This window comes from Pseudoalteromonas sp. SCSIO_11900 (assembly GCF_000576475.1).
In the GTDB taxonomy this organism is placed as follows: Bacteria; Pseudomonadota; Gammaproteobacteria; order Enterobacterales; family Alteromonadaceae; genus Pseudoalteromonas; species Pseudoalteromonas tetraodonis.
The window spans coordinates 283,400-305,610 of sequence record NZ_KK070023.1 but is presented as its reverse complement, the minus strand read 5'-3'; the positions used below and the strand labels follow the sequence as shown (position 1 = coordinate 305,610).

22 protein-coding genes and 2 pseudogenes are annotated in these 22,211 nt (G+C 40.3%); 13 read left to right on the top strand and 11 right to left on the bottom strand.

Translation table 11 applies throughout. The features are described 5' to 3' along the window. Positions 1–2: 2 nt before the first annotated feature. Positions 3–1,643, top strand: coding sequence for a penicillin binding protein PBP4B (pbp4b, locus tag BG00_RS01395; RefSeq protein ID WP_036983313.1), 1,641 nt, complete (start codon positions 3–5; stop codon positions 1,641–1,643). An 80-nt stretch (positions 1,644–1,723) separates the two neighbouring features. After that, positions 1,724–3,100 carry a Na+/H+ antiporter NhaC family protein gene (locus tag BG00_RS01390; RefSeq protein WP_033102568.1) on the top strand — a complete coding sequence of 459 codons (1,377 nt, stop codon included), beginning with the start codon at positions 1,724–1,726 and terminating at the stop codon, positions 3,098–3,100. Positions 3,101–3,254: 154 nt separating this feature from the next. Here BG00_RS01390 and BG00_RS01385 read toward each other — a convergent pair. The 6 genes and pseudogenes from BG00_RS01385 to BG00_RS01360 form a co-directional block, all read right to left on the bottom strand. Further along, a pseudogene (locus BG00_RS01385) lies at positions 3,255–3,602 on the bottom strand (sigma factor); the annotation flags it as partial. Between the two features lie 14 nt (positions 3,603–3,616). After that, on the bottom strand, positions 3,617–4,249 hold the full coding sequence (locus BG00_RS01380; protein ID WP_036980122.1) for an energy transducer TonB: 633 nt from the start codon (positions 4,247–4,249) through the stop codon (positions 3,617–3,619). A gap of 141 nt (positions 4,250–4,390) precedes the next feature. Then, a complete protein-coding gene (locus BG00_RS01375; RefSeq protein ID WP_036980120.1) occupies positions 4,391–5,071 on the bottom strand; it encodes a DUF799 domain-containing protein in 681 nt (226 codons plus the stop codon). A 1-nt stretch (position 5,072) separates the two neighbouring features. Beyond that, a complete protein-coding gene (locus BG00_RS01370; RefSeq protein WP_036980119.1) occupies positions 5,073–5,420 on the bottom strand; it encodes a DUF4810 domain-containing protein in 348 nt (115 codons plus the stop codon). Next, positions 5,417–6,100: a CsgG/HfaB family protein gene (locus BG00_RS01365; protein ID WP_036980118.1), complete on the bottom strand. Its 684-nt coding sequence runs from the start codon at positions 6,098–6,100 to the stop codon at positions 5,417–5,419. Before BG00_RS01365 ends, BG00_RS01370 begins: the two co-directional genes overlap by 4 nt. 318 nt (positions 6,101–6,418) lie before the next feature. Next, the gene (locus BG00_RS01360) at positions 6,419–7,750 is read right to left on the bottom strand and encodes an MFS transporter (protein WP_036980117.1); all 1,332 of its coding nucleotides are present in this window, start codon (positions 7,748–7,750) and stop codon (positions 6,419–6,421) included. A 625-nt stretch (positions 7,751–8,375) separates the two neighbouring features. On the opposite strand from BG00_RS01360, the pseudogene BG00_RS17935 reads away from it, so the two are divergent. Continuing rightward, a pseudogene (locus BG00_RS17935) lies at positions 8,376–9,086 on the top strand (IS66 family transposase); the annotation flags it as partial. 493 nt (positions 9,087–9,579) lie between these two features. On the opposite strand, the gene BG00_RS01350 reads toward BG00_RS17935, so the two are convergent. Beyond that, complete coding sequence (locus BG00_RS01350; protein WP_036980116.1) at positions 9,580–10,737, bottom strand: hypothetical protein; 1,158 nt, start codon at positions 10,735–10,737, stop codon at positions 9,580–9,582. Positions 10,738–10,951: 214 nt separating this feature from the next. Here BG00_RS01350 and BG00_RS01345 point away from each other — a divergent pair, with 214 nt between their 5' ends. Genes BG00_RS01345 through BG00_RS01335 form a run of 3 tightly spaced genes read left to right on the top strand, consistent with a single transcriptional unit; the run spans position 10,952 to position 12,620 of the window. Further along, entirely contained in the window at positions 10,952–11,458 is a 507-nt protein-coding gene (locus BG00_RS01345; protein ID WP_036980114.1) for a DUF3087 domain-containing protein, read from the top strand. A gap of 15 nt (positions 11,459–11,473) precedes the next feature. Beyond that, on the top strand, positions 11,474–12,127 hold the full coding sequence (locus BG00_RS01340) for a glutathione S-transferase family protein (RefSeq protein WP_036980112.1): 654 nt from the start codon (positions 11,474–11,476) through the stop codon (positions 12,125–12,127). Positions 12,128–12,167: 40 nt separating this feature from the next. After that, a complete protein-coding gene (locus BG00_RS01335) occupies positions 12,168–12,620 on the top strand; it encodes a low molecular weight protein-tyrosine-phosphatase (RefSeq protein WP_036980110.1) in 453 nt (150 codons plus the stop codon). A 40-nt stretch (positions 12,621–12,660) separates the two neighbouring features. Here the strand turns inward: BG00_RS01335 and BG00_RS01330 are convergent, their stop codons facing one another. Then, positions 12,661–13,758, bottom strand: coding sequence for a TonB family protein (locus BG00_RS01330; RefSeq protein WP_036980108.1), 1,098 nt, complete (start codon positions 13,756–13,758; stop codon positions 12,661–12,663). 232 nt (positions 13,759–13,990) lie between these two features. On the opposite strand from BG00_RS01330, the gene BG00_RS01325 reads away from it, so the two are divergent. From BG00_RS01325 to csrA, 6 genes are all read left to right on the top strand, one after another. Continuing rightward, entirely contained in the window at positions 13,991–14,614 is a 624-nt protein-coding gene (locus BG00_RS01325) for a GTP cyclohydrolase II (RefSeq protein WP_036980106.1), read from the top strand. A 353-nt stretch (positions 14,615–14,967) separates the two neighbouring features. Next, positions 14,968–15,756: a BPSS1780 family membrane protein gene (locus BG00_RS01320; protein ID WP_036980104.1), complete on the top strand. Its 789-nt coding sequence runs from the start codon at positions 14,968–14,970 to the stop codon at positions 15,754–15,756. Further along, positions 15,756–16,208 carry a regulatory protein RecX gene (locus tag BG00_RS01315; RefSeq protein WP_024601253.1) on the top strand — a complete coding sequence of 151 codons (453 nt, stop codon included), beginning with the start codon at positions 15,756–15,758 and terminating at the stop codon, positions 16,206–16,208. The genes BG00_RS01320 and BG00_RS01315 overlap by 1 nt, the downstream gene beginning before the upstream one ends. A 19-nt stretch (positions 16,209–16,227) precedes the next feature. Beyond that, a complete protein-coding gene (alaS, locus tag BG00_RS01310; protein ID WP_036980102.1) occupies positions 16,228–18,828 on the top strand; it encodes an alanine--tRNA ligase in 2,601 nt (866 codons plus the stop codon). Between the two features lie 6 nt (positions 18,829–18,834). After that, positions 18,835–20,052, top strand: coding sequence for an aspartate kinase (locus tag BG00_RS01305; RefSeq protein ID WP_036980100.1), 1,218 nt, complete (start codon positions 18,835–18,837; stop codon positions 20,050–20,052). A 90-nt stretch (positions 20,053–20,142) separates the two neighbouring features. Beyond that, positions 20,143–20,334 carry a carbon storage regulator CsrA gene (csrA, locus tag BG00_RS01300; RefSeq protein WP_004587515.1) on the top strand — a complete coding sequence of 64 codons (192 nt, stop codon included), beginning with the start codon at positions 20,143–20,145 and terminating at the stop codon, positions 20,332–20,334. Positions 20,335–20,389: 55 nt separating this feature from the next. Here the strand turns inward: csrA and BG00_RS01295 are convergent, their stop codons facing one another. From BG00_RS01295 to BG00_RS17220, 3 genes are all read right to left on the bottom strand, one after another. Then, positions 20,390–20,857, bottom strand: a complete 468-nt coding sequence (locus BG00_RS01295; protein WP_008115132.1) for a YcxB family protein — start codon at positions 20,855–20,857, stop codon at positions 20,390–20,392. 171 nt (positions 20,858–21,028) lie between these two features. Then, positions 21,029–21,220 (bottom strand): hypothetical protein, encoded by a 192-nt coding sequence (locus BG00_RS01290; protein ID WP_013464127.1) that lies wholly within the window; start codon positions 21,218–21,220, stop codon positions 21,029–21,031. 46 nt (positions 21,221–21,266) lie between these two features. Continuing rightward, positions 21,267–21,440, bottom strand: a complete 174-nt coding sequence (locus BG00_RS17220; RefSeq protein WP_036980098.1) for a DUF1328 family protein — start codon at positions 21,438–21,440, stop codon at positions 21,267–21,269. Positions 21,441–21,962: 522 nt separating this feature from the next. Between BG00_RS17220 and BG00_RS01280 the strand changes: the two genes are divergently transcribed. Then, positions 21,963–22,208, top strand: a complete 246-nt coding sequence (locus tag BG00_RS01280; RefSeq protein WP_013464128.1) for an OadG family protein — start codon at positions 21,963–21,965, stop codon at positions 22,206–22,208. Positions 22,209–22,211: the final 3 nt, after the last annotated feature.

The following is a 22,211-nucleotide window of genomic DNA, read 5'->3' as shown; positions in this document are numbered from 1 at the left end:
AAATGATAAACAATAAAACGTACTATAAAGTAGTTATATTGCTGCTGAGCATTATTATTGCGGGCTGTAGTCGCTCTACAGCAATTAAATCAGAGCGCCCTTTAACGGCTAATCATATTAACGCGTTAGCTAATGCGCAGGTGATTGCTACCTTTCCTGAGCCAAATCCCAGCAGCAGAGAATATGTAAATAACCGCGGCACTTTTAAAGCCTACCGGGGTCGTGGACAACTATTGCTACAAAATGTCAGTGCGGTTAGCGCCGATATATACATCAATAATAAAAAGCTCTCTCTTAATGAGCCTTTACGCGCTAACACCGAGTACGACTTTAATTTAGGGTACTATACGCATAACGGCGTGAACACCTTTAAGGTAGAGAATATTCAACCTGCTGGCGGCAGTTTAACCCTGCGCTTTGCATTTGCTACCTTAGAAAATACCGCCACAAAAGAAATCGACTTTAGCCAAGTTGATACCTTAATTGAAAACGATATAAAAGCAGGCTTTCCAGGAGCGGTACTAGCGGTTGTTAAAGCGGGTAAGGTATTAAAATTAACCGCGTATGGCGATGCAAAACAATATCAGCAAAGTGATTTAATGCTACTGCGCCCAGAGCCTATGCAAACCAATACCTTATTTGACTTAGCCTCAAATACTAAAATATTTGCTACTAACTTTGCATTAATGAAATTGGTCAGCGAGGGGAAGTTAAACATAAATCATACGGTGCATTCATACTTAAAAGAGTATCAGGGAGGTGGTCGAGAGCACCGTCAAGTAAAAGACTTACTAACTCATAGTGCCGGTTATCCGCCAGTGTTTGATTTTCATCGAAAAGACACCGCTTACGGCGATGCGTTTTTCTCACAAACAAGCGAAACCACGAAACAGCTATTATTAACAAGCGTGCCATTAACCGCTGAACCTACAGCGCCGCATGTTTACTCTGATATTGATTACATGATTTTAGGTGTTTTAATTGAGCGAATTAGCGGCCAACCACTCGATGAATACCTAGAGCAGCATATTTACGCGCCTTTAAAACTCAATAACACCTTATTTAACCCGCTTAAAAAAGGCTTTAACCGTCAGCAGTTTGCTGCCACGGAGCTTAGCGGTAATACTCGAGATGGGCGTATTCATTTTGATAATATTCGCACCAATGTACTGCAAGGGCAGGTGCATGACGAACGTGCTTATTATTCGCTTGATGGTGTTGCAGGCCATGCGGGATTATTTAGTAACGCTCCCGATTTAGCTGTGCTGTGCCAAGTTCTACTTAACAAAGGTGGTTATGGCGATACGCAAATTTTTAACGCCAGTAGCTTAGCGCAATTTTTAACGCCACAAAGCAGTGATGAAACCTACGGGTTAGGTTTTCGTCTTGCGGGAAATAACCAAGCGCGGCGCTGGCACTTTGGCCCTTATGCCAGCGCTCAGGCCTATGGCCACACAGGGTGGACAGGCACAGTCACCGTGATTGATCCGGCCTACGATTTGGCCATTATTTTACTCACTAATGCGCGGCATACTCCTATTAAAGGTACTGAAAAGCACTATCAATTTGTAGGGAAAAATTTTGAAACAGCGCAATACGGCTCTATTGTGTCGCTTGTTTATGAGGCATTATTAAATCAATAAGCGTTAGTAAGTGACTTAATTGCTTATATCTATTAAGTTAAGTAAAGCGTCGTCATTATAAAAATAAATAAGGTTTGTTTATGCATTGGTATTCTATTTTACCGCCACTGATTGCCATTGCTATCGTGTTTTGGCGTAAAGAAGTGATTATGGCTCTTTTGGTGGCAGTGGCTTCATCAGAGTTTTTACTGGCCATTCAGGGCGAAGGAAATAGCGTATTTAATACATTTTTAAATACTATAGAGCGCATTATTTCGGTAGCAAGTTCGCCAGGTAATACCCGTATACTCATATTTAGTATTTTAATAGGCGCATTACTGGCTTATATTCGCGAGTCTGGCGGTGTCGCTGCTACCGTTAATTTGCTAATGAATAAAGGTGTTGCTAAAAGTAAGCGCCAAGTAGGCTTTTTAACTATGTTTACCGGCGTAGCGGTATTTATAGAGTCAAACTTAAGTGTACTTACCTCGGGTATTTTATCTCGCGGTCTGTTCGACAAATTTAAAATGAGCCGCGCGCGTTTAGCCTACATAATCGATAGCACCAGCGCCCCTGTGTGTATTTTAATATTACTAAACGGCTGGGGGGCATTCGTACTGGGCTTGCTAGGTAATTACGAATTAGGCGAGTCGGCCGTATCAGTGCTGTGGGGCAGTGTAGGCTATAACTTTTACGCCATAATCACCTTGGTTATTGTTTTTTATACCATTGCCTTTGATAAAGTACATGGCCCAATGAAAGTAGCTGAACAAAAACTAGAGCTACAAACAACCGAGCTAAAAGAAGAAGTAAAAGGCTCTAAAGCACGCTTTATGCTAGTGCCACTGTTAACGCTAATTGTTAGTATGGTTGGCTTTATGTTTTATACCGGTAACGGCGTACTTGCCGAGGGCAGCGGTTCAAAATCAGTATTGTACGCCACGGTTTTAGCTATTGTTGTAGCCTATTGTTTAATGATTGGCTCGCGCCAATTTACCCATCACCAACTTGTTGATACCGGCTTTAAAGGCATGGGCGAATTAATGCCGTTAGTGGCCATAGTACTGTTGTCGCTTACACTGGGTGCAAGCTTAAAAGAGCTAGGTACAGGCGTGTTTGTCGCATCTTTGGTTGGCGATTACTTACCGATATATTTAATAGTGCCCGTGCTGTTTTTAACTGGCGCGGTTATGTCGTTTACTACAGGCACCTCGTGGGGCACATTTGCCATACTCATCCCCATTGGTGTACCGCTTATTCAAGCGCTTGGTTTACCGCCATCGCTGGTGGTAGGCGCTATTTTAGGCGGCGGCATATTTGGCGATCACTGCTCCCCTATATCCGACACCAGCGCAGTATCGGCCATTGCCTCAGGCTGCGACCTACTTACCCACGTTAAAACCCAGTTACCCTATGCATTAGTAGGCGGCGGTTTAACGTTTGTAGCTTACTTAGTAACGAGTTTAATTGTTTTGTAGGTTGGGCAGAGCGTAGCGAAACCCAACGTACCACCCATTCAAATTGTAGGTTTATATATTTACTGTTTTTGTAGACGCTTATCTTACTGGATTATCGTAGGGACGCTCTATATTTTTTGTTTACTCAATTACAATAATTATTGCTATATACACTTTGATTGTTATTTTGCGCAGGCAGTTTGCTGTTTTCGTCAAGCTCTATAAAGTGTTGCTGTTTGCGGTATTCGTCTATTAGAGTGTTACGTGCAAGTTTAAATAACCACGCTTTGGGCGTGGTTTGTGCTTGGTAAAGGTGGCGCTTTTCAATAACCTTTAGCCATGTTTGTTGGCTTACATCGCATGCTAAGTGAGTATTAGATTGGGTAACTAGGTAGTGGTATAAATCGTTACTGTATAAGGCAATAAGCTGCTCTAAGTGGCGATTGTCGCCACTTATTGCATACCGCGCCATGCAGTCTTTGCTTGGCACTTCAAATAACCATGACTTAATACTCAATAGCATAGGCGCTTATTCCTTTACTGCGAACTGTCTAATTTAAAATCAAGCTGTACGGTTTGACCTGTTTGTAATTGTGCCACACCTTCAATTACTTTTGGACGATATTTCCAGCGTTTAATGGCGCGAAGTGCTTCGCGATCAAATATGCGTTTTGGTTCGGCATTTATTACTGTGGCATCAATCACTTCACCAGTGGGTGAAATATTAAAGCTAAGTTGCACCCAGCCTTCTATACCATCACGTGCTGCGGTAGTTGGGTATTTAGGGTTTATACGCACAATGGGTGAAGCATCTCCCGTAGGGCGGGCAATTATTTGCTTCATATCGTCACCAAGTCTGTCAATTACTATGGGTGGTGCTGTGTTTATTGCTGTTATTGGCTCATTACTAGGTGTTACACGTGGTGGTGCTTTAGGCGGCACTTTAGGTGTGGGTGGTGGCGGTATTCTTTTAATATGCGTGGTTTGTTTATCTTCTGGTGCTTGAAAAATCTCAACAGTAATATCATCACCCAATTTAATAGGTGCTCTTTGCTCGCCACTAATTAAGTATTGCATAAAGGCAAATGCGATAAAGGTGATCGCGACACCGCCAATAACAGCTGTTGATGCTTTGAACATGGGGTTTTTAGGGAATTCAAGTGTGTGCATAAGTCGCTCCAAATTAACTTATTATGTTGTTTCAGAGCTATAACGGCTAGCAAATAGAAAAGGAGTTAAATAGTTTTAAAATTTAATTTATTAAAAAGCCGAGTTAGTATTTAACTCGGCTTTTGTATATTTAATTACAAACTACTGTTTCTTTTCACTTAGCGCGGGCTGGCCGTAGTTTGGCGAGCGTGGGCCATACAATAAACCATTGTATGTATCAGATGAAAGCAAACGATTAGAAGTAATTGCTGCAACTTCAAAGCCTTTATCACTCACTGTTTCAGCAATTTGATTAATAGCTGCAACAACTAGCATTCCGACTAAACCACCACCAGTGTTGTTGTTTTGTTGCTCAGCAGACGATGCTCTCGCCTTATCCTGCCATAGGACTTCGCCAGTGCGTAAATCAACAAGTCTTGCTGATACGGTGACCGCTGTTTCACTTGAAATAACTACGTAGCTGGTACCGTATTCTTCAATGTTGATATATAAGGCTGAATCAGCACCAAAAATATCATGTAGCTTTTTAACGGGCACTTGGTGGATATCGTTTGCAACCGTTAAGCCATTACCTTTAAAGGTTTGATCAACAACCGCGACAGGAAATACATAAAAACCAGATTCAGCGATAGGAGTCATCATTTGTGTCATTACACTATATGGCGCGATTACTTCTGGTGTGTTGTTTAAAGGAGGCAACACAAGAATTGAATGAGGATCTGCTTGTCTAAATGCACTGTAATCATGGCTCGGGGGCGGTGATACACAGCCTGCGAGTGCTGTTAATAATGTTGCGATAGAGATTAGCTTTAAATAACGCATATTAAGCACCCTTTGCCGATTTTAGAAGAAAGTCGATGTACTGAACTGATTCAGGAAATAATTGTTTTTCTGTTTCAAAATGAGCAATACTTTTCACAGCATTGCCTGTATCAAAATACAGCATACCTAAATGAGCATGTAATCCTGGTGCTATTGCTTTACTGTTATTAGCTGCATCAGCAATAACCTGCTCTAGAATAGTTATTTGCTCTTCAACCGAAACTTCATCTGCTTTTAAATAAGCATAAACGGCGCTGTTATAGTCACCGTAATAATAAAGAGGTTCTTTGGTGTTATTACACCCAGTAAGCGCGACGCATACTATAGCGGTAGCGATTAGCTTTTTCATGCTTTACTACCCCATTGACCCGATTCAAGACCAGTAACTAGTTTGTTTACCACTTCACGAATCGCTAAATCGAGTACTTTTCCGTTTAATGTTGCATCGTATGAAGCTGTGCTACCAAAGCCAACTACTTCACGCTCTGATAAGCTGTACTCGCCAGCACCTTGTACTGAGTAAATAACTTCTGATGTTGTTACATCAACAATGTTAAGTGTTACTTTGGCGTATGCAATTTGCGACTTGCCTTTTCCTAATAAACCGAATAATTGGCGATCACCTATGGCTTTACGGCCAAATTCAGTTACATCGCCAGTTACTACATACTTTGCACCGCTAATTACTTGCTTTGCGCCTGTTAATTTAGCTTCTTCTGCAAGTGCTTGCATATTGTCGCGATCCAGCACACTAAAACGGTTAGTTTGTTGTAAGTGGCTCATTAAGGTTGTTTTTGCTTGGCTACCTAAGCGATCTTGGCCTGATGAAAATATACCATTTTGAAAACTTGAGCGATTTACAAACTGACCCACAACTAATTTACTCTTGGTGCCAGAGTAAGTGGTGTTGTAAGTTGCGACTGTTGGTGTATCTATAGCTTTTGATGAAGTAGTTGCACAGCCAGATAAAGTGGCAGCTGCAAGTGCAGCAATTAGGGCTGTTGCAAAATGTTTTTTATTTTTTAACATGAAATTTTCCAATGTTCGTATGGGATCAATAATTAAACGAACACTTGGAGATGTGTTTACACTGATAAGCTTATGACATTGTTCAAGAATCCGTTCCGAGGTCATTTATAAACAAAAAGTGATTAGTATGCAATTATTATTGTTTTTAATTGTAAACAACGTTAATTGTTAGGTGTTTATAATTGCTCTTATTAGCTTAAAAATTATTGATATTTTCTCTAATTTTGTTGGTTAACTTTTGAGACGCTTCATTTAATTGAGGCTGAAAGTGCAGCGCCATTGAGTGTTCATTAGTTGTTTGTTAGTGCATAGCAAGCGCTATGCATTTTTTTGCTCGTTTTCCAGGTCTTTAAACAGCTCCCCTTGGGGATGTTCAAAAAACTCATCATCTATTTCTTCGTCATCCACAACCAACATTTGATCTTGTGCGGTGGTTTCTTCAATACGGGGATCCATAGTGGCAGCCAGTGGCGAGTTAGTTACATCAGAAGTACCCACCACATAATCACTGGGTTCAGGCTGCTCTACTTTTTGTTTAGAATTAATAAACGTGAGTAATAAATACATGGTTACGGTTAATAGCGAAATAGACGCATACAATGCTTGGTGCCCAAAGTAGCTCATGATCTGTGCGTTAACTGTTGAGCCTATTGCTGCCCCAGCGCCAAAAGCAACCAATAACGCTGATGACACGCCTACGCGTTCTTCGTCTTCAACTCGCGAATTGGCCAGTGCCGAACAAAGCGGATATAAAGTAAAGGCAAACAAACCAAATATAAAGGTCAGTATGTAAGCAATTAACTGTGAGCTTGGTAATAAAAACAATGCCAAACTCACAATGCCTATGGCTATGGCATTAGTACGAATTAATAAACTACGGCGAATACGGTCAGAAAGCATGCCCATTGGCCACTGTGCCAGCAGGCCAGCTAAAATAGTTAGCGACATAAAAATAGCAATTTCAGCGGCGTTAAAGCCTGATAACTTAGCAAAAATAGGTGCTAGACCATAAAAGCTACCATTGATAATGCCTGCAAAGTGGACCGCAGTAAGCGATTGTGGCACTTTTTTAGCGTAATCAAATAGGCTCATTTTTATCGGTTTTAAGGGTTTTGGGTGGATTCTGCGGGTGATAGAAATAGGAATAATGCCGATTGCTAACGCCATGCAGACTAAAAATAGCGGCGCATAACCTAGCTCAGGAAATTGTGCGAGCGCTAATTGCCCTAAAATCATCCCCAAGTATGAAGTGATCATATAAAACGAGAATACCCGGCCGCGTGATTCGGGGGCTGACTGTTCATTCAGCCAGCTTTCTAGCACCATGTAATTACACATCATACCTAAGCCAACAAAAAACCTAAGGCCTAACCATATATAAAGATTATCACTCACCCCGTGAGCAGCCACACAGGCAGTAACCGCCGCAGTACTTGCTGCAAAGGTTCTTATGTGACCCACCGATTTAATAAGATGATAGCCAAGTTTTGAACCCAGTAATAAGCCAAGGTAATAACACGAGGTCATCAAGCCTATCCAAAACGTGGACGTGCCTTGTTTACCTAAATAAAGCGCTAAATAGGTAGTAAGTAAACCGGTACCAATAATTAAAAATAAATTAGCAAAGTACAGTGACGGAAATGATTTCATTAAAATGCAAATTATGAGCTAAGACAACTAGATACTAGAGCAAGCGAGAAGGTTTTCCAAGCTGTAAAAGGGAGTTTTATATGGCGCAGCCCTATGCAGACTTTAAATAGAGGTTAATGAATAAAATAATCATTTAATAATATTTTCATTTCACCGTTTTGCAGATATTCGGTAATTTTTTTGTTTATTTTTTCGTAACTATTCACCAAGACAAACTATTTTCTAAGGATCTTTTTAGCTATTGGCTGATCCTGCCAGTATGCCAAGCTAGAGCGATTACCCTATTGCTCTAGCTTTAATGAATTTAAACCGCATAAATATCACTGAAATAGTTGAGCAAACTAAACTCAGTTACAAGAAGATAAAACACTCTCGCCAGCGTTGAAGATGTCTATTGAACTCATTCTTGTTGTCGTTGTTATGCTAGCTAACCTGAACTCCGGATAATAAATCCATCTCAAGCAGCTATTTTCAGCGCTAACTGCGTTGAATTTACTTGCAATAGGCGAGCTATTGACGCGTAATTTCGCCTTGTTTTCACTAAAAATCTCTAGCTAGAGATAAATAAACACAAATATCTTTTATTGATTCAATGTGTTAGTAAATCTCTTAATCAGAGTTCAGGTTAGCTAGTAAATTAGGACTTAATAGTCAAAATAGTAGCATTCCTCCATCAAAAGATATCAACCGTACAAAGCCAACGAGAGAGAAGTCAGAAAAATCAGCTGGCGGACAAAAAGGCCGAGTAGGTAAAACGCTGACTCAAACAGAAACACCTGATGAGGTACAAGTCATTTTAGTTGACCGAGATTTTTTACCTAAAGGTCACTATCGTGAGGTGGGTTTTCAAAAGCGACAAGTCGTCGATATAGATATCAGTGAAGTGGTGACCGAATACCAGGCTCAAATCCTTGAGAATGAGCAAGGGAAGCGGTTTGTTGGTGAATTCCCCCAAGGTGTTAACCGTTCTATTCAATATGGTGTTGGTGTGAAAGCCCATGTGGTTTACTTATCACAATATCAATTACTCCCTTATAACCGCATTGAAGAATACTTTAGTGACCAACTAGGTATTCCGCTCAGTGCCGGCAGTTTATTTAACTTTAATGAACAAGCAGCGGCACTGGTAAAGTCATCGGGCGCAGAAGGTATCATCAAAGCGGCATTACAAAACCCGCATCAAACTTTGCATGTTGATGAGGGCGGTATTTTACCGCACTTTACCGGTGTGCTATGCCATGACCATTGGAAGCCATATTATCAATATACCCAATGCCAACATGCATTATGTAATGCTCACCACATCCGAGAATTAGGAAGGGCTTGGGAGCAAGACGGCATGCAATGAGCGAAGGATATGCAAACCTTACTTAAAGAAAAAATACCGGGGTGATTTAGAAGTAGGCAGGGAGCTGAAATGTTCTGCTTGCTGAGAAGCTATTTATCGACTTGCAGAAAACAATATGTATCTGCAAGCCTAGCCCTTGAGTTATTATTCAAAAATCAGCTGCCTGATATATTCATTTCAAATGAGGCTGAATAGTTACATTTAAAGAATTAAAAAGTGGTTAATTGTGAGCATTGCTATGTCCCTGTAATAAGGTCTGAACCTCAAATGAGCATAGAACACAATTTGTGAAGATCTAGTTAATAATTAAAGTAATGAGTTTTTATTACAAAATAGCCAAAGCTGATACAAAGCACATTTAATTTTAATGTAATTGCAGCATGCTTTTTTAGCGGTTTAAAGTAATAAAGCATAAAAGTACTTAAGTGCTCCTACGCTTTATTATTTAATTGTTGTTTTAACGCTAAAAAAGCAAACGATGTTAGATCGCGACTAAACTGCGCTCTAACATAGCTTGAATTTGCTTAACTATTTTAGCTTCGGTTTCGGGTTCAAACTGGGCAATTCGAGGGGTGTGAATATGCCCAGTCGGAATATCTGAATTTAGCTGATTACGCAGCCGAATACTGCGGTACGAAATTTCGTTAGACAGATAACCACCGCCACCGCCTCGCACTGCAATAGCGTCTTTTAATTCATCGAAACTGTTAGGCTCAAAGTCTTTTTTTAGGGTAATAACATGATGGTTATCATTAATAGGAAAAGGGCCTTTTGCGCTTAACATAGCGCTAACGGGTAAGCTAAATTCTACAAACTCAGTACCGGGTAATGGGCGGTCGTTTAAGCTTGGAATGAGCGGCGCTGTTTTACTGCCTCCATACACTATATTGGCGTTGTCGGGCGCTGTTACACTGCGGCGCTTGCCTGGAAAGCGCTCAAGGTCAAAGTCTTTACTACCCATACTAACGGTAACCACCATATCAACATTATTAAGTGCGTAATAAGGGGCAAGTAAAGATTCTATAATGCCTTGATCAAAGTCTTCATAACGCACAGGCACCATCACTGTGTTTATTTCAGCACTAATCCCTTTATAGTTAATGACTTGGCCATCAAGAAGTAACGCAGCCACGCCCGATGGGTTGCTTTGGTTTATATTTCTATCAAGTAAAAATGGGTCAAACCCGGTTAGTAATATTTTTTTTGTGGTGTTTTGTGAGTAGCTTAGGTCTGTGCGACCTCGGCTTCCGTTTTCTAGCAACGTTAATAACACTGTTTGCTGCGCGGCGCTCAGCGAAAATGCAGGCTTTGTGGTGCGAATAATTTTGCTTGATTGTAAGCGAGCCCAGTAAAGTGCGCGATCATCTAAGTTTTGCGTTGTAGCGATGCGTTTTTTTGCACTAAACCATAATCGTTTTGAGTAGTCATTAACGGTATCTACGGCTTGTGCATAGCTTGAGAGTGACTTGAATTGCTGCTCAAATTGATTAACTTCGCTGGCAAAAGCGCTTAGCACGCTAGGCATCGCTTGGCTGGCTTTTTCAATTCGCAATTCTTCTGGGGTTAGCGGTGTATTTAAATTAGCTAACGCATTAGAAGAAGAAAAAATTAAGCTTGCAGCAATCAGTGTTTTTATCATGATGGTCCTAAACTGAGTCGTATTTGTTGTCTACTATCCTATGCCTAATAAGTGGGTGCAAATAAAATCGTTGGTTGGTTTTATGTTGCAAGCAGTATAAAACCGGCGTTAAATCAAAAACTACGGGTATTTTATTAAAAAGAGTCGAAACTCTGTGGTGGGTTTAGCTACAATGGTGGCTGTGTATTTTTTAGTTTTTTAATTTTAGGCAACTATGCAACTTATTCAAATAGATAAAGCTCGTTATCGTAAACATTTAAACCGCGTTATAGTCGGCTGTGCAGCAGGTTTAGCTGTGGGCAGTTTAGCAATTTCACAAACCTTAATTGCATTATTTCCCGATGAAAGTGGGGGTCATTTTCATTGGAACTTATTAGGCGTAATTGTTACGAGTATTGGCATAGGTTGGTTGTTAAATAAATACCGAACACATCCTTTTATGACCGAGGTGGTGTATGTATGGGAGCTTAAACAAGCGCTTAATAAAATCACTCGTAAAATGGCTAAGCTAAAAGCAGCGGGACGAGAAGGTAATCCCGATGCGCTATTAGCCATTCACTATAGTTATGCGGGCTCACGATTATTATGGAAGCTTGACGATAACACCATCACCATGGATGATTTAGCAATTAAACAAGCCGAGTTAGATAGCGTTGCGGCCAAGTTCAACTTAACCCTTAATGCCGATGACTACGATGACGCAATTTTAAAGCAGTTTTAATTTATAGGAATCACAATGAGCATAATTCTCTATGGTGTCCCGCTTTCTCCCTATGTACGTAAAGTACGTGTATGTTTAGCGCTTAAGCAACTGGACTATAAACTCGAAATAGTCTCGCCGTTTAATCAACCTGATTGGTTTTTAGAAATTAACCCGTTGGGGCGTATTCCGGCGCTAAAAGACGACGAGCTAAGCTTGGCGGATTCTAGCGTTATTTGCCAATACCTTGATGAAAAACACCTTAATTCACCGGCTTTACTCGGTGATACTATAGAGCAACGTGCAGCCGTTCGCTGGTTAGAAAAATACGCAGATTACGAGCTGGCTCCTTTTGCAACATTTACGGTATTTCAGCAGCGTATTATTGCTCCTACAATGCAAAAGCAAACCGATGAAGTATTAGTGCAAAGTGCATTAAATGAAAAATTACCGCCTTTATTTGATTATTTAGAAGGTTATTTAGGTAATAACGAATTTTTTGTTGGTAACAGCTTAACTCTTGCCGACATTGCAGTGAGCTGCCAGTTAATGAATATGGAGCATGGCGGTGAGCAACTTGATAAGTCGCGCTGGCCTAAGCTTGCTGCTTTACATTGCCGTGTAAAGCAGGGGACCGCTATGCAGAGCATGCTTGAAGGCGAACAAAAAATATTAGCCTCATTAAAATAACGTTTATCACTGATTTTTTGCAAAGCTTAGGGAGCCATAAGTGAAAAAAGTACTGATTGTTTGTTTAGGTAATATTTGTCGATCTCCGACGGCTGAGGCGGTATTAAAAGCTCGCGCTAAAAAGTTAGGTATTGATCTGCTAGTGGACTCGGCAGGGACTATTGGGCACCATGAAGGTAACTCACCAGATAAACGCTCAATGCAGGCTGGTGAAAAACGTGGTTATAGTTTTAAAGGTATTTTTTCGCGCAAGGTGCGTAGTAGTGATTTTAGCGAGTTTGATTTAATTTTAGCAGCCGATACGCAAAACCTCGCAGATTTAACTGCACGTTGCCCTGAACATTTGCAGTACAAGCTTGCGTTGTTTTTAGAGTATGGCGAGCAAACACAAAGCGCAATTCCCGATCCTTACTATGGCGGTGATGATGGCTTTGAAAAGGTACTTGATTTAATAGAGGCCGCCAGCGACAACATTTTAGCTAAGTTAAAGTAGAATAAACTAAAAAGGCGCTCAACGCGCCTTTGGTATGTTATTAACGGTTTACTTTAAAGTCGAGCTGTACTTTGGAAGTTGCTGCAACGGCTTTTCCATGTTCAAACTTAGGTGCATAGCGCCATTGCGCTAATGCTTCTACTGCCGATTTTTCAAAGGCCACGCCACCCTCAGAGCTAAGTACTTGCGGATTTTTTACAAAGCCAGACTCATCCACTTCAAACTCCATAACGACTTTTCCATCTTTACGAAAGCGCGCTTTGTTTGTAGGGTATTTAGGGTTAACGCGGTATAGCGGCGTTTGCTCTTGGCTTTCTTTCCACGGCACCATTTTAGCAATCGCGATGCAGTGTTTGGTGGCTTCATCACTTTTGCCTTGTTTTTCATACAAGCCAATTAATCTTGAGTGTGCGGTAAGCTCAGCGCTGTGATCGTAACTTAAGTTTTCATCAAAGACCTTTACTACACGATTAAGCCGTTCAATTGCTTGGTCGTATCTTTTTCTACCCTCAGCAAACGACGCCATTAAAAAGTCAGCTTTTATTTGTTCAACTGAGTTTTTAGGTAAGTTAGCCTGGTAATACTCATCGGCCTCTTCCAAGTAGTTTTTAGCTTCACGGTATTTTTCGTAGCTGAATTTATTGGCTAATATGGTTGCCGCTTCTAATTTCATATCGGCCAAAAATTTAGGTCTATTTTCTGTATTTGCTATTGCAATTACTTGCTCTAAATAATAGTCCGCTTTTTGAGCTGAGGGGGCAAAATTAGCCATACCAACTAAAGAATCAACGGTTTCTAACGATTGGTTACCATGGTTGTTAACTAAAATAGTGTAGGCTTGTTGATATAGTGAAAAACGTTTTTCAATCCATTTTTTGCCATAGCCATTAATTGATTTTGCATAGTTAATCGCTAAGTTTGCGGTGTTATCTGAATTATCACCGTAAACAGCTTTACCTAATGTGTAAGCCTGCTCCGCGGCTTGTTGCACATTTTCCTTGGTTTTAACCGCATTTAAGTAATTTTGATACGCGTCGCTGAAAACAGCTTGAGCGCTATTTGCTTGTTTGGCAAATGACATAGTACTTAATACAGATAAACTTAAGCCCATCAGTAATACACGTTTATTTAGTTTCATAATGATCCCTATTATTTGTTGGTGGTAAATTAGCAAATCCTTATGTGTATGTCATCATTTTAGGTAAACCAAGGTGAATATGCGTTGCTAATATATTTATGCTTACATATTGAAAATAGCCGCTGTCGTCGCAATATATTTGACATTACTTAGGGTGTACTACGATCCAATTTTGAACTTTTGTGATATTATCACTTTATCGTGTCGTAGTTTTTTAATATTTGGATTGGTCGTGGCGCAAGTAAGAGCAAGAGTCCAGCTTAATGTTGGCAAAAATAGTGATATTCCTGCAGAAATTATCTCATTTAGTGGCTTAAAAGATGGCCAAGAGCATGTTGCTATAGTGTTTAATAACGCCGATACCGAGCAAGGTGTTCCGCTTATTCGTATGCATTCTGAATGCTTAACCGGTGATGTGTTTCACTCGTCACGTTGTGATTGCGGTGAGCAGTTAAATGAGTGTATTGAAATGATGCACGAACAAGGCGGTATTTTACTTTATTTACGCCAAGAAGGGCGTGGTATTGGTTTATATAATAAAATTGATGCGTATGTACTGCAGTCACAAGGTATGAACACTTACGAGGCCAACAATCATTTGGGCTTTGCTGATGATTTACGTGATTTTTCGGATGCTGTGTTAATGCTCAATGCGCTTAATTTAAAGCATGTAAAATTAATGACTAACAATCCTAAAAAGCTTAACGCATTAAAAGATGCTGGCATAGAGGTGGACTCTGTTGTGGGCACTCATGCACATATAAAAGCTGGGCTTTCAGGTAACAAGGCGTATTTAGAGACTAAAATTAAGCATGGCTCTCATATGCTTGATATTAAGAAAATTAAAAAACCTTAGGGTCTGTTGACCTTTCAAGGTTGAATTTGCAGCAGTCTGTTTGGTATTTAGGCAAGGCAGAGCCTATGTGGTGTGGTTATTCCCCATAAATAGGCGATAACGCAGCATCAATGCCAAACAGGCGCTGCCCGAAGGGTTCTGCCTAGGGGCGATTTACTCTTTGTTGCTCGGTTTTTACTTAGCCCACTAGGTTACAAACCTCGCGCCGCGATTAAATCGCCCCTAGTTTGAACAAATTTTAATCCGTAAAGGGCAACAGACCCTAATATTAACGGCATTTATCGCCGCCACCTCTGTAATACCAACCAACGCCGAGTTATACTCGGCGTGTTTTGTTTTAATTAAGAGCAAGTATGTCTACACAATTACGAATTTTTAAAGCGGATGCGGCATTAAAATGGTTTAAAGCGGGTTGGCTAATTTTTAAAACTCAGCCATTAACCTTTATCTTTATGCACTTGTTTATTGGCATTGTTGGCTTGTTGTCTTTATTTTTGCCGTTATTACAAATAGTCGCAGCATTGGCTACACCATTTTTAACCGCTGGTTTTTATCAAGCCGTGCTTACCAAGCAGCAAGGCGGAAAAATTATGTTAGCCGACATTTTGAAGCCCTTTTCAGCAAAAGGAAATCGGTTAGGCTTATTTCGCTTAGCGCTTTATCAAATGGGTGCCGGTATTTTAATTGCGCTGCTCGCCAATGGTTTATTTGCCGATGCGATGGCGGTTATGACGCAGCCTGACTTAGATCCTAATACAGCAATTAGCCAAATGCTTAAGAGTATTTCGTTTGCCAATGTGGCACTGTTTTTAATTGCGCTGTCGATATACTTTACTTCGTTTGCCTATGCGGTACCGCTGGTTTACTTTAATAAAGAACAACGTATTTTAAATGCCTTAAAAAGTTCGTTTATGGTGTTTTATTATAATATTTTACCACTGAGTGTTTATGGTATTATTTGCGCATTATTAATAGTGGTGTCGATGTTCTTATCGCTACTACCGCTGTTGATTTTAATGCCAATTTGCTACATTAGTTTCTTTGTTTCTTATCAGGCTATTTTTATGCCCGTTGTGCCACCAAGTGATGACAGTAACATTAAGCCTTTAAGTAGCGAGCAAAGCGGGCGCTTTGACGCTTAATGGATGATACGTTAAAACAAAAGTTAAAAAACTATGTGCTTTGGTTACTAGGAAGGCAAGAGTATTCGCGCCGAGAGTTAACCCAAAAGTTACAGCAAAGAGAAGCAACCGACGAGTTCATAGAAAACCTGCTTGATTGGTGCGAAAAGCACAATTTTATTAACGAGCAGCGTTACTGTGAAGGGTTTGTAAGAAAGCACATATTTAAATGCCATGGCTTAAAGCGAATTCAAAGTGAGGCCATGAGTAAAGGGATTGATAGAGCACTGCTTGAAACAGTGATTGAAGAGCTGGAAATAGATTGGTTTGAGCTCGCGCAGGAAGCGTACAACAAAAAATATTCAACGACACCGGCAAACCTCGAGTACAAAGAAAAAGCTAAGCGCGTGCGCTACTTAATGTATCGAGGATTTAGCTATGATCAAATAAATTTTGCAATGCAAGCACAGTAAATACAGGTGAGACTTTCACATGCAGCACATGACTACCGCACAAATTAGGCAACAGTTTTTAGACTTTTTTGCCAGCAAGCAACACCAAGTTGTTCCTTCTAGTTCGCTTATACCGGGTAACGATGCCACGTTGTTATTTAATAATGCCGGTATGGTGCAATTTAAAGATGTATTTTTAGGCGCTGAAAGCCGCCCTTACACACGCGCAACTAGTTCGCAGCGTTGTGTGCGCGCTGGTGGTAAACATAACGATTTAGAAAACGTAGGTTACACAGCACGTCATCATACCTTTTTTGAAATGCTAGGTAATTTCAGCTTTGGTGATTACTTTAAGCAAGATGCAATTAAATTTGCGTGGGAGTTTTTAACTGAGGTTGTAAAACTACCAAAAGAAAAGCTGTTAGTAACTATTTATCATGATGACGAAGAAGCCTTTGGCTACTGGGCTAACGATATAGGCTTACCTGAAGATCGTATTATTCGTATTGCAACGAGCGATAACTTTTGGTCTATGGGTGATACCGGTCCTTGTGGTCCATGTTCTGAAATATTTTATGATCATGGCGAGCATATTTGGGGCGGTCCTCCTGGCACACCTGAAGAAGATGGTGACCGTTTCATTGAAATTTGGAACTTAGTATTTATGCAATACAACCGTCAAAGCGACGGAACTATGCTGCCACTTCCTAAGCAATCTGTTGATACTGGTATGGGCCTTGAGCGTATTTCAGCTATTTTACAAGGTGTGCATTCAAACTACGAAATCGACTTATTCCAAGGCTTAATTGCGGCCGCTGCAAGCGTTACTAATGCACAAGATATGGATGATAAATCGCTTCGCGTGGTAGCCGATCATATTCGTTCGTGTGCGTTTTTAATTTCAGATGGGGTTATGCCATCAAATGAAGGCCGTGGTTATGTATTGCGTCGTATTATTCGTCGTGCAGTACGTCACGGTAATAAGTTAGGTGCTAAAGGCGCGTTTTTCTATAAATTGGTTGCTGCACTTATTGAGCAAATGGGTCAAGCGTACCCAGAACTTGCTAAGCAACAAGAAATTATTGAAAAAGTACTGCGTATTGAAGAAGAGCAGTTTGGTAAAACGCTTGAGCGTGGTTTAGCTATTTTAGAAGAAAGCTTGAGTGATTTAACCGGGGATGTGATCCCAGGTGACTTAGTATTTAAACTTTACGATACCTATGGTTTCCCTGCCGATTTAACAGCCGATGTAGCGCGAGAGCGCCAAATGACCATTGACCATAAAGGTTTTGAAGCATGTATGGCAGTGCAACGTAAAACAGCACAGCAAGCAGGCAAATTTGGTGCAGATTATAATGAGCAATTAAAATCAGATAAGCACACTGATTTTAAAGGCTATGATAGTAATCATTACCGTGGCACTGTGGTAGAAATTTTTGCCGGTGGCGAATCGGTATCGTTATTAGAAGATGGTCAGCAAGGTATTATTGTTTTAGACCGTACTCCGTTTTACGCTGAATCAGGCGGCCAAATTGGTGATAGCGGAACAATTACTGTTGCCGGTGGTGAGTTTAATGTAACGAATACCACTAAATTGGGTAATGCTTTTGCTCATCATGGAACAGTTCAAGGACGTATTGGCGTTAACGATAAAGTGGATGCGACCATTGACGATGCGCGTCGTGAAAGCATTAAGAAAAACCACACCGCTACACATATTTTGCATGAAGCACTGCGTCAGCTTTTAGGTGAGCACGTATCGCAAAAAGGCTCACTTGTGCAGCCAGATCGTCTGCGTTTTGACTTCTCTCATTTTGAAGCTGTGACCAAACAAGAACTGCGCGAAATTGAACGTGTAGTAAATGACCAAATTCGTCGTAACTTTGCACTTAATACTGAGCTAATGGCAATTGATGATGCTAAAGCAAAAGGTGCTATGGCATTGTTTGGCGAAAAGTACGATGACGAAGTACGTGTAGTAACCATAGGTGATTACTCAATTGAGCTTTGTGGTGGTACACACGTAGAGCGTGCGGGTGATATTGGTTTATTCAAAATTGTATCTGAAAGCGGTATTGCTGCCGGTGTTCGTCGTATTGAAGCGGTAACAGGTGCAGAGGCAATTGCTTATGTAAGCGAGCAAGAGCAACAATTAGCTGATGTTGCAGCGCTTGTAAAAGGTGACAATACGTCAGTGCTTGAAAAAGTAACTGCCTTGCTTGAAAAGTCGAAAGGGCTTGAAAAACAAGTTGCCCAGCTTAACGATAAACTAGCCAGTGCGGCAGGTGCATCGTTACTTGATTCAGTGGTTGAAATTAACGGGGTTAAATTGTTAGTGGCCAACGTTGAGGGCACAGAATCAAAAGCGCTTCGCGGTATGGTTGACGACCTTAAAAATAAAATTGGCTCAGGTGTTATTGCCTTAGGTGTTGCCAGCGGCGACAAAGTAAGCCTAATTGCGGGTGTAACTAAAGACTTAACTGGCAAAGTAAAAGCGGGTGAGTTAGTTAATCACATGGCAGGCCAAGTCGGTGGTAAAGGCGGCGGTCGTCCAGATATGGCGCAAGCGGGTGGTTCTGAGCCACAAAATTTAACAGCAGCACTTGATAGCGTAACAGCTTGGTTAACTGAGCGTACTTAAGCTTAAGTGGCACTTATAGTTCAAAAATTTGGCGGCACTTCGGTAGGCTCAATAGAGCGTATTGAAGCGGTCGCCGACCTTGTTGTTAAAACTAAGCAACAAGGCCACCAAGTGGTTGTGGTGCTTTCGGCAATGTCGGGAGAAACCAATCGCTTAATTAATCTTGCCAAACAAATCGACTCTCGCCCGAGTAGTCGTGAACTCGATGTATTACTGAGTACCGGTGAACAAGTCTCTATAGCTTTATTAGCGATGGCGATTATTAAACGCGGTCATTCTGCGGTAAGCTTGTTAGCCGATCAGGTGAATATATTAACCGATAACATGTTCGGTAAAGCGCGGGTGGAAGACGTAGCTGCAACGCGTTTAAAACATGAGCTTGAACACAACCGCATTGCTATTATTGCCGGCTTTCAGGGGCGCGATATTGAGGGTAATGTGACGACACTTGGGCGTGGTGGTACCGATACCTCTGCGGTTGAAATAGCGGGTGCAATAAAAGCCGATGAGTGTCAGATCTATACCGATGTTGATGGCGTATATACTACAGACCCGCGTGTGGAACCTAACGCACGACGTTTAAGTCATGTCACCTTTGCCGAAATGCTTGAGCTGGCAAGTTTAGGCGCTAAAGTGTTACATATTCGCTCTGTAGAATCTGCTGGTAAACACAATGTTCCTCTGCGGGTGTTATCTAGCTTTAAACCCGATGAAGGCACGTTAATTAGTTTTGAGGAGTGCGACGTGACAAGCAATGTCGTATCGGGTATTGCATTTAATCGAGATGAGTGCTTAATTAAGGTGCATGGAATGCCGCAAGGCACCAAACATCTTGCAAAAGTTTTGAAACTTTTTGCTGATAATGGCATCGAAATAGATATGATTAATCAAATTAATCATAAAGTTGAAAAAGTCGACTATGTTTTTACTGTGCATTTAAATGATTACTTAAACGCACTTGATTTGTTAACGGCTGAGCAACAGCAATTTGATGCACAGGCAATTGACGGATCGACCAATGTGGCGAAAGTGTCAGCGGTGGGTATGGGGATGAAATCTCATTCCGGGGTAGCGAGCTTATTTTTTGATTCGTTAGCACAAGAAAACATTGATGTGATGTTTGTTGCCACCTCAGAGATCAAAATTTCAGTTTTAATAGATGAAAAATACCTCGAGCTGGCTGTTCGTGCATTACATAAGACATTTTTAACAGAAAATGAATAGATTGAGGGTTTTTACTTACTTTTTAGTCTAATTTTAATTAAAATGTTTGTTCGGAATCTTATAATTTTATTGGAACATGGGAGCAAGAGAATGCTAATACTAACTCGTAGAGTAGGCGAGACCCTGATGATTGGTGACGAAGTAACCGTTACTGTTCTGGGTGTTAAAGGAAATCAAGTTCGTATCGGTGTTAACGCACCTAAAGACGTATCAGTTCATCGTGAAGAAATTTACATGCGCATACAAGCTGAAAAGTCTAACCCTAATCCGGGCAATGCTTAATCAACATAGTATAAAATGTGCTAGTTAATATAACTATGACATTTGTAAAAGCCACTCACTGAGTGGCTTTTTTGTTTATAAAATCAATCGTTTCTTCGTCGAGTATTGCCTTAGAAATGTATTGCATACCGCTTTTACTTTTTAACAATAGTCCACAATCTGTAGTAATAATTTCGTTAATGTCGTGCCAAGCTAACTGGTAATTTTTGTAATGATTGGTTGATTTTATTCCGTCTTCGTCGAAGGTGAGAGTGACTTCAGAACCAGACGCTCTGCTTAGCATTTGCCTGGTAACCCACCATGGGCGGCGATAGTAAAAGGCGATGCATTCGAGTAGGGCTAGCATCAGCAAAAATGTACCTAGGTAATGATCTCCTAAACCATAAATACCAAATAATCCCAATACAACAAGCAGTGCTAATAAAAAATATTTAGGTTGCGCGCGTTTACTATAAGGCAGCGATTGGTCGAAGCATTCATAAAAGTAAGGTTTATCGAGTTTATAGGTTGTCGTAAATACCATGCATCTATACTTAAAAGCTATTTTTTATCATTTTAGCAAGCTATGTGGTAAATGCGCAGCTTAAAAAGAATTAATAGTTCAGAGTTTATAATTAATGGGTAGCAACTTGGCGACTAATACTAAACACAAAAAAAAGCGACCAAATGGTCGCTTTTTAAAAAGGGGGCTGAATTAGCAATTTGTTTCTTCAGCGTTGACACCTTCTTTTACTTCTTCACAGGCATCTTCTACTTTATTTTGAACATCTGTCACGGCTTCGTCGATGCGTTCACCGGCTTCTTCTGCATGATTGTCTTCACAACCCATAATAAATGCACTTGCGAATAGGCCAATAGCTGCTGCTTTAAGTGTTGATGATTTCATAATGTAATTCCTTGTATATAAATTTAAAAAGTTCGTTGTTTCTTATCTACTTGGGGCTTTTACCACGTAAAGCGCCAGAGACAAGTGAAATAACCAGTAAAACTATAAAGATAAAAAATATGATCTTAGCAATTCCTGCTGCGGCTCCTGCAATACCACCAAATCCTAAAACGGCTGCGATTAGTGCGATCACCAAAAATGTAATTGTCCAGCGTAACATTGTCATCTCCTTGATTTATCTAAGTGTTAAAGTGTTGTTTTTATATAAGCGAGTAATATGCCAGTATTTTATTTTGTTTTAAATCAATAGTTTAACTTATCTTTTTGAATTTGGCTTTATATTAGGTTGGTAATTTTTACGGTTTTATCTGTAACTTATTCACAGTGGTGTCTGATGAGATAATAAATAGTTTTTACAGTCGTTATTTTGGTAAGACCAATTAGCATTTGCTTTGGCAGTTTTTAGTGGATTAGCTCATTTGGTATATTTTTATGTGTTTTTACAGAATATTAGGGTTTTTATATATTCTTTATTTATAACGAACATTTTTACCATCTATATATATAGGTTAAATAAGCTATTTTAGGTGGTGTTAACCTTATTGGTGATATGTTACTTTTAGATTAATTGGTTTTACCAATTTACAATGTGTAGACAAAAGAGTAGTTTTTGTTACTATTGGTGAATATTTATTTAAATAAACTGACTTTTTATGTATTCAGTTTTGAACAGGGGAGAATTATGGATATAGGGGCTTTGCTTACAACTGCAGGCAATTTAATGCTAACCGGTATGGTGGGTGTGTTTGTATTTCTTTCTTTATTGATTGGTGCAGTGACAGTTATGTCTAAGCTGGCTAGCAAATTTTCTCAGCCAGAACTTGAAGTATCACAGAGAACACCATCTTTTAAATCTCAAGGTGTGCCAAATGAGCACATCGCTGCAATTAGTGCTGCCATTGCTCAGTACAAAACAAATAATAATTAGAGG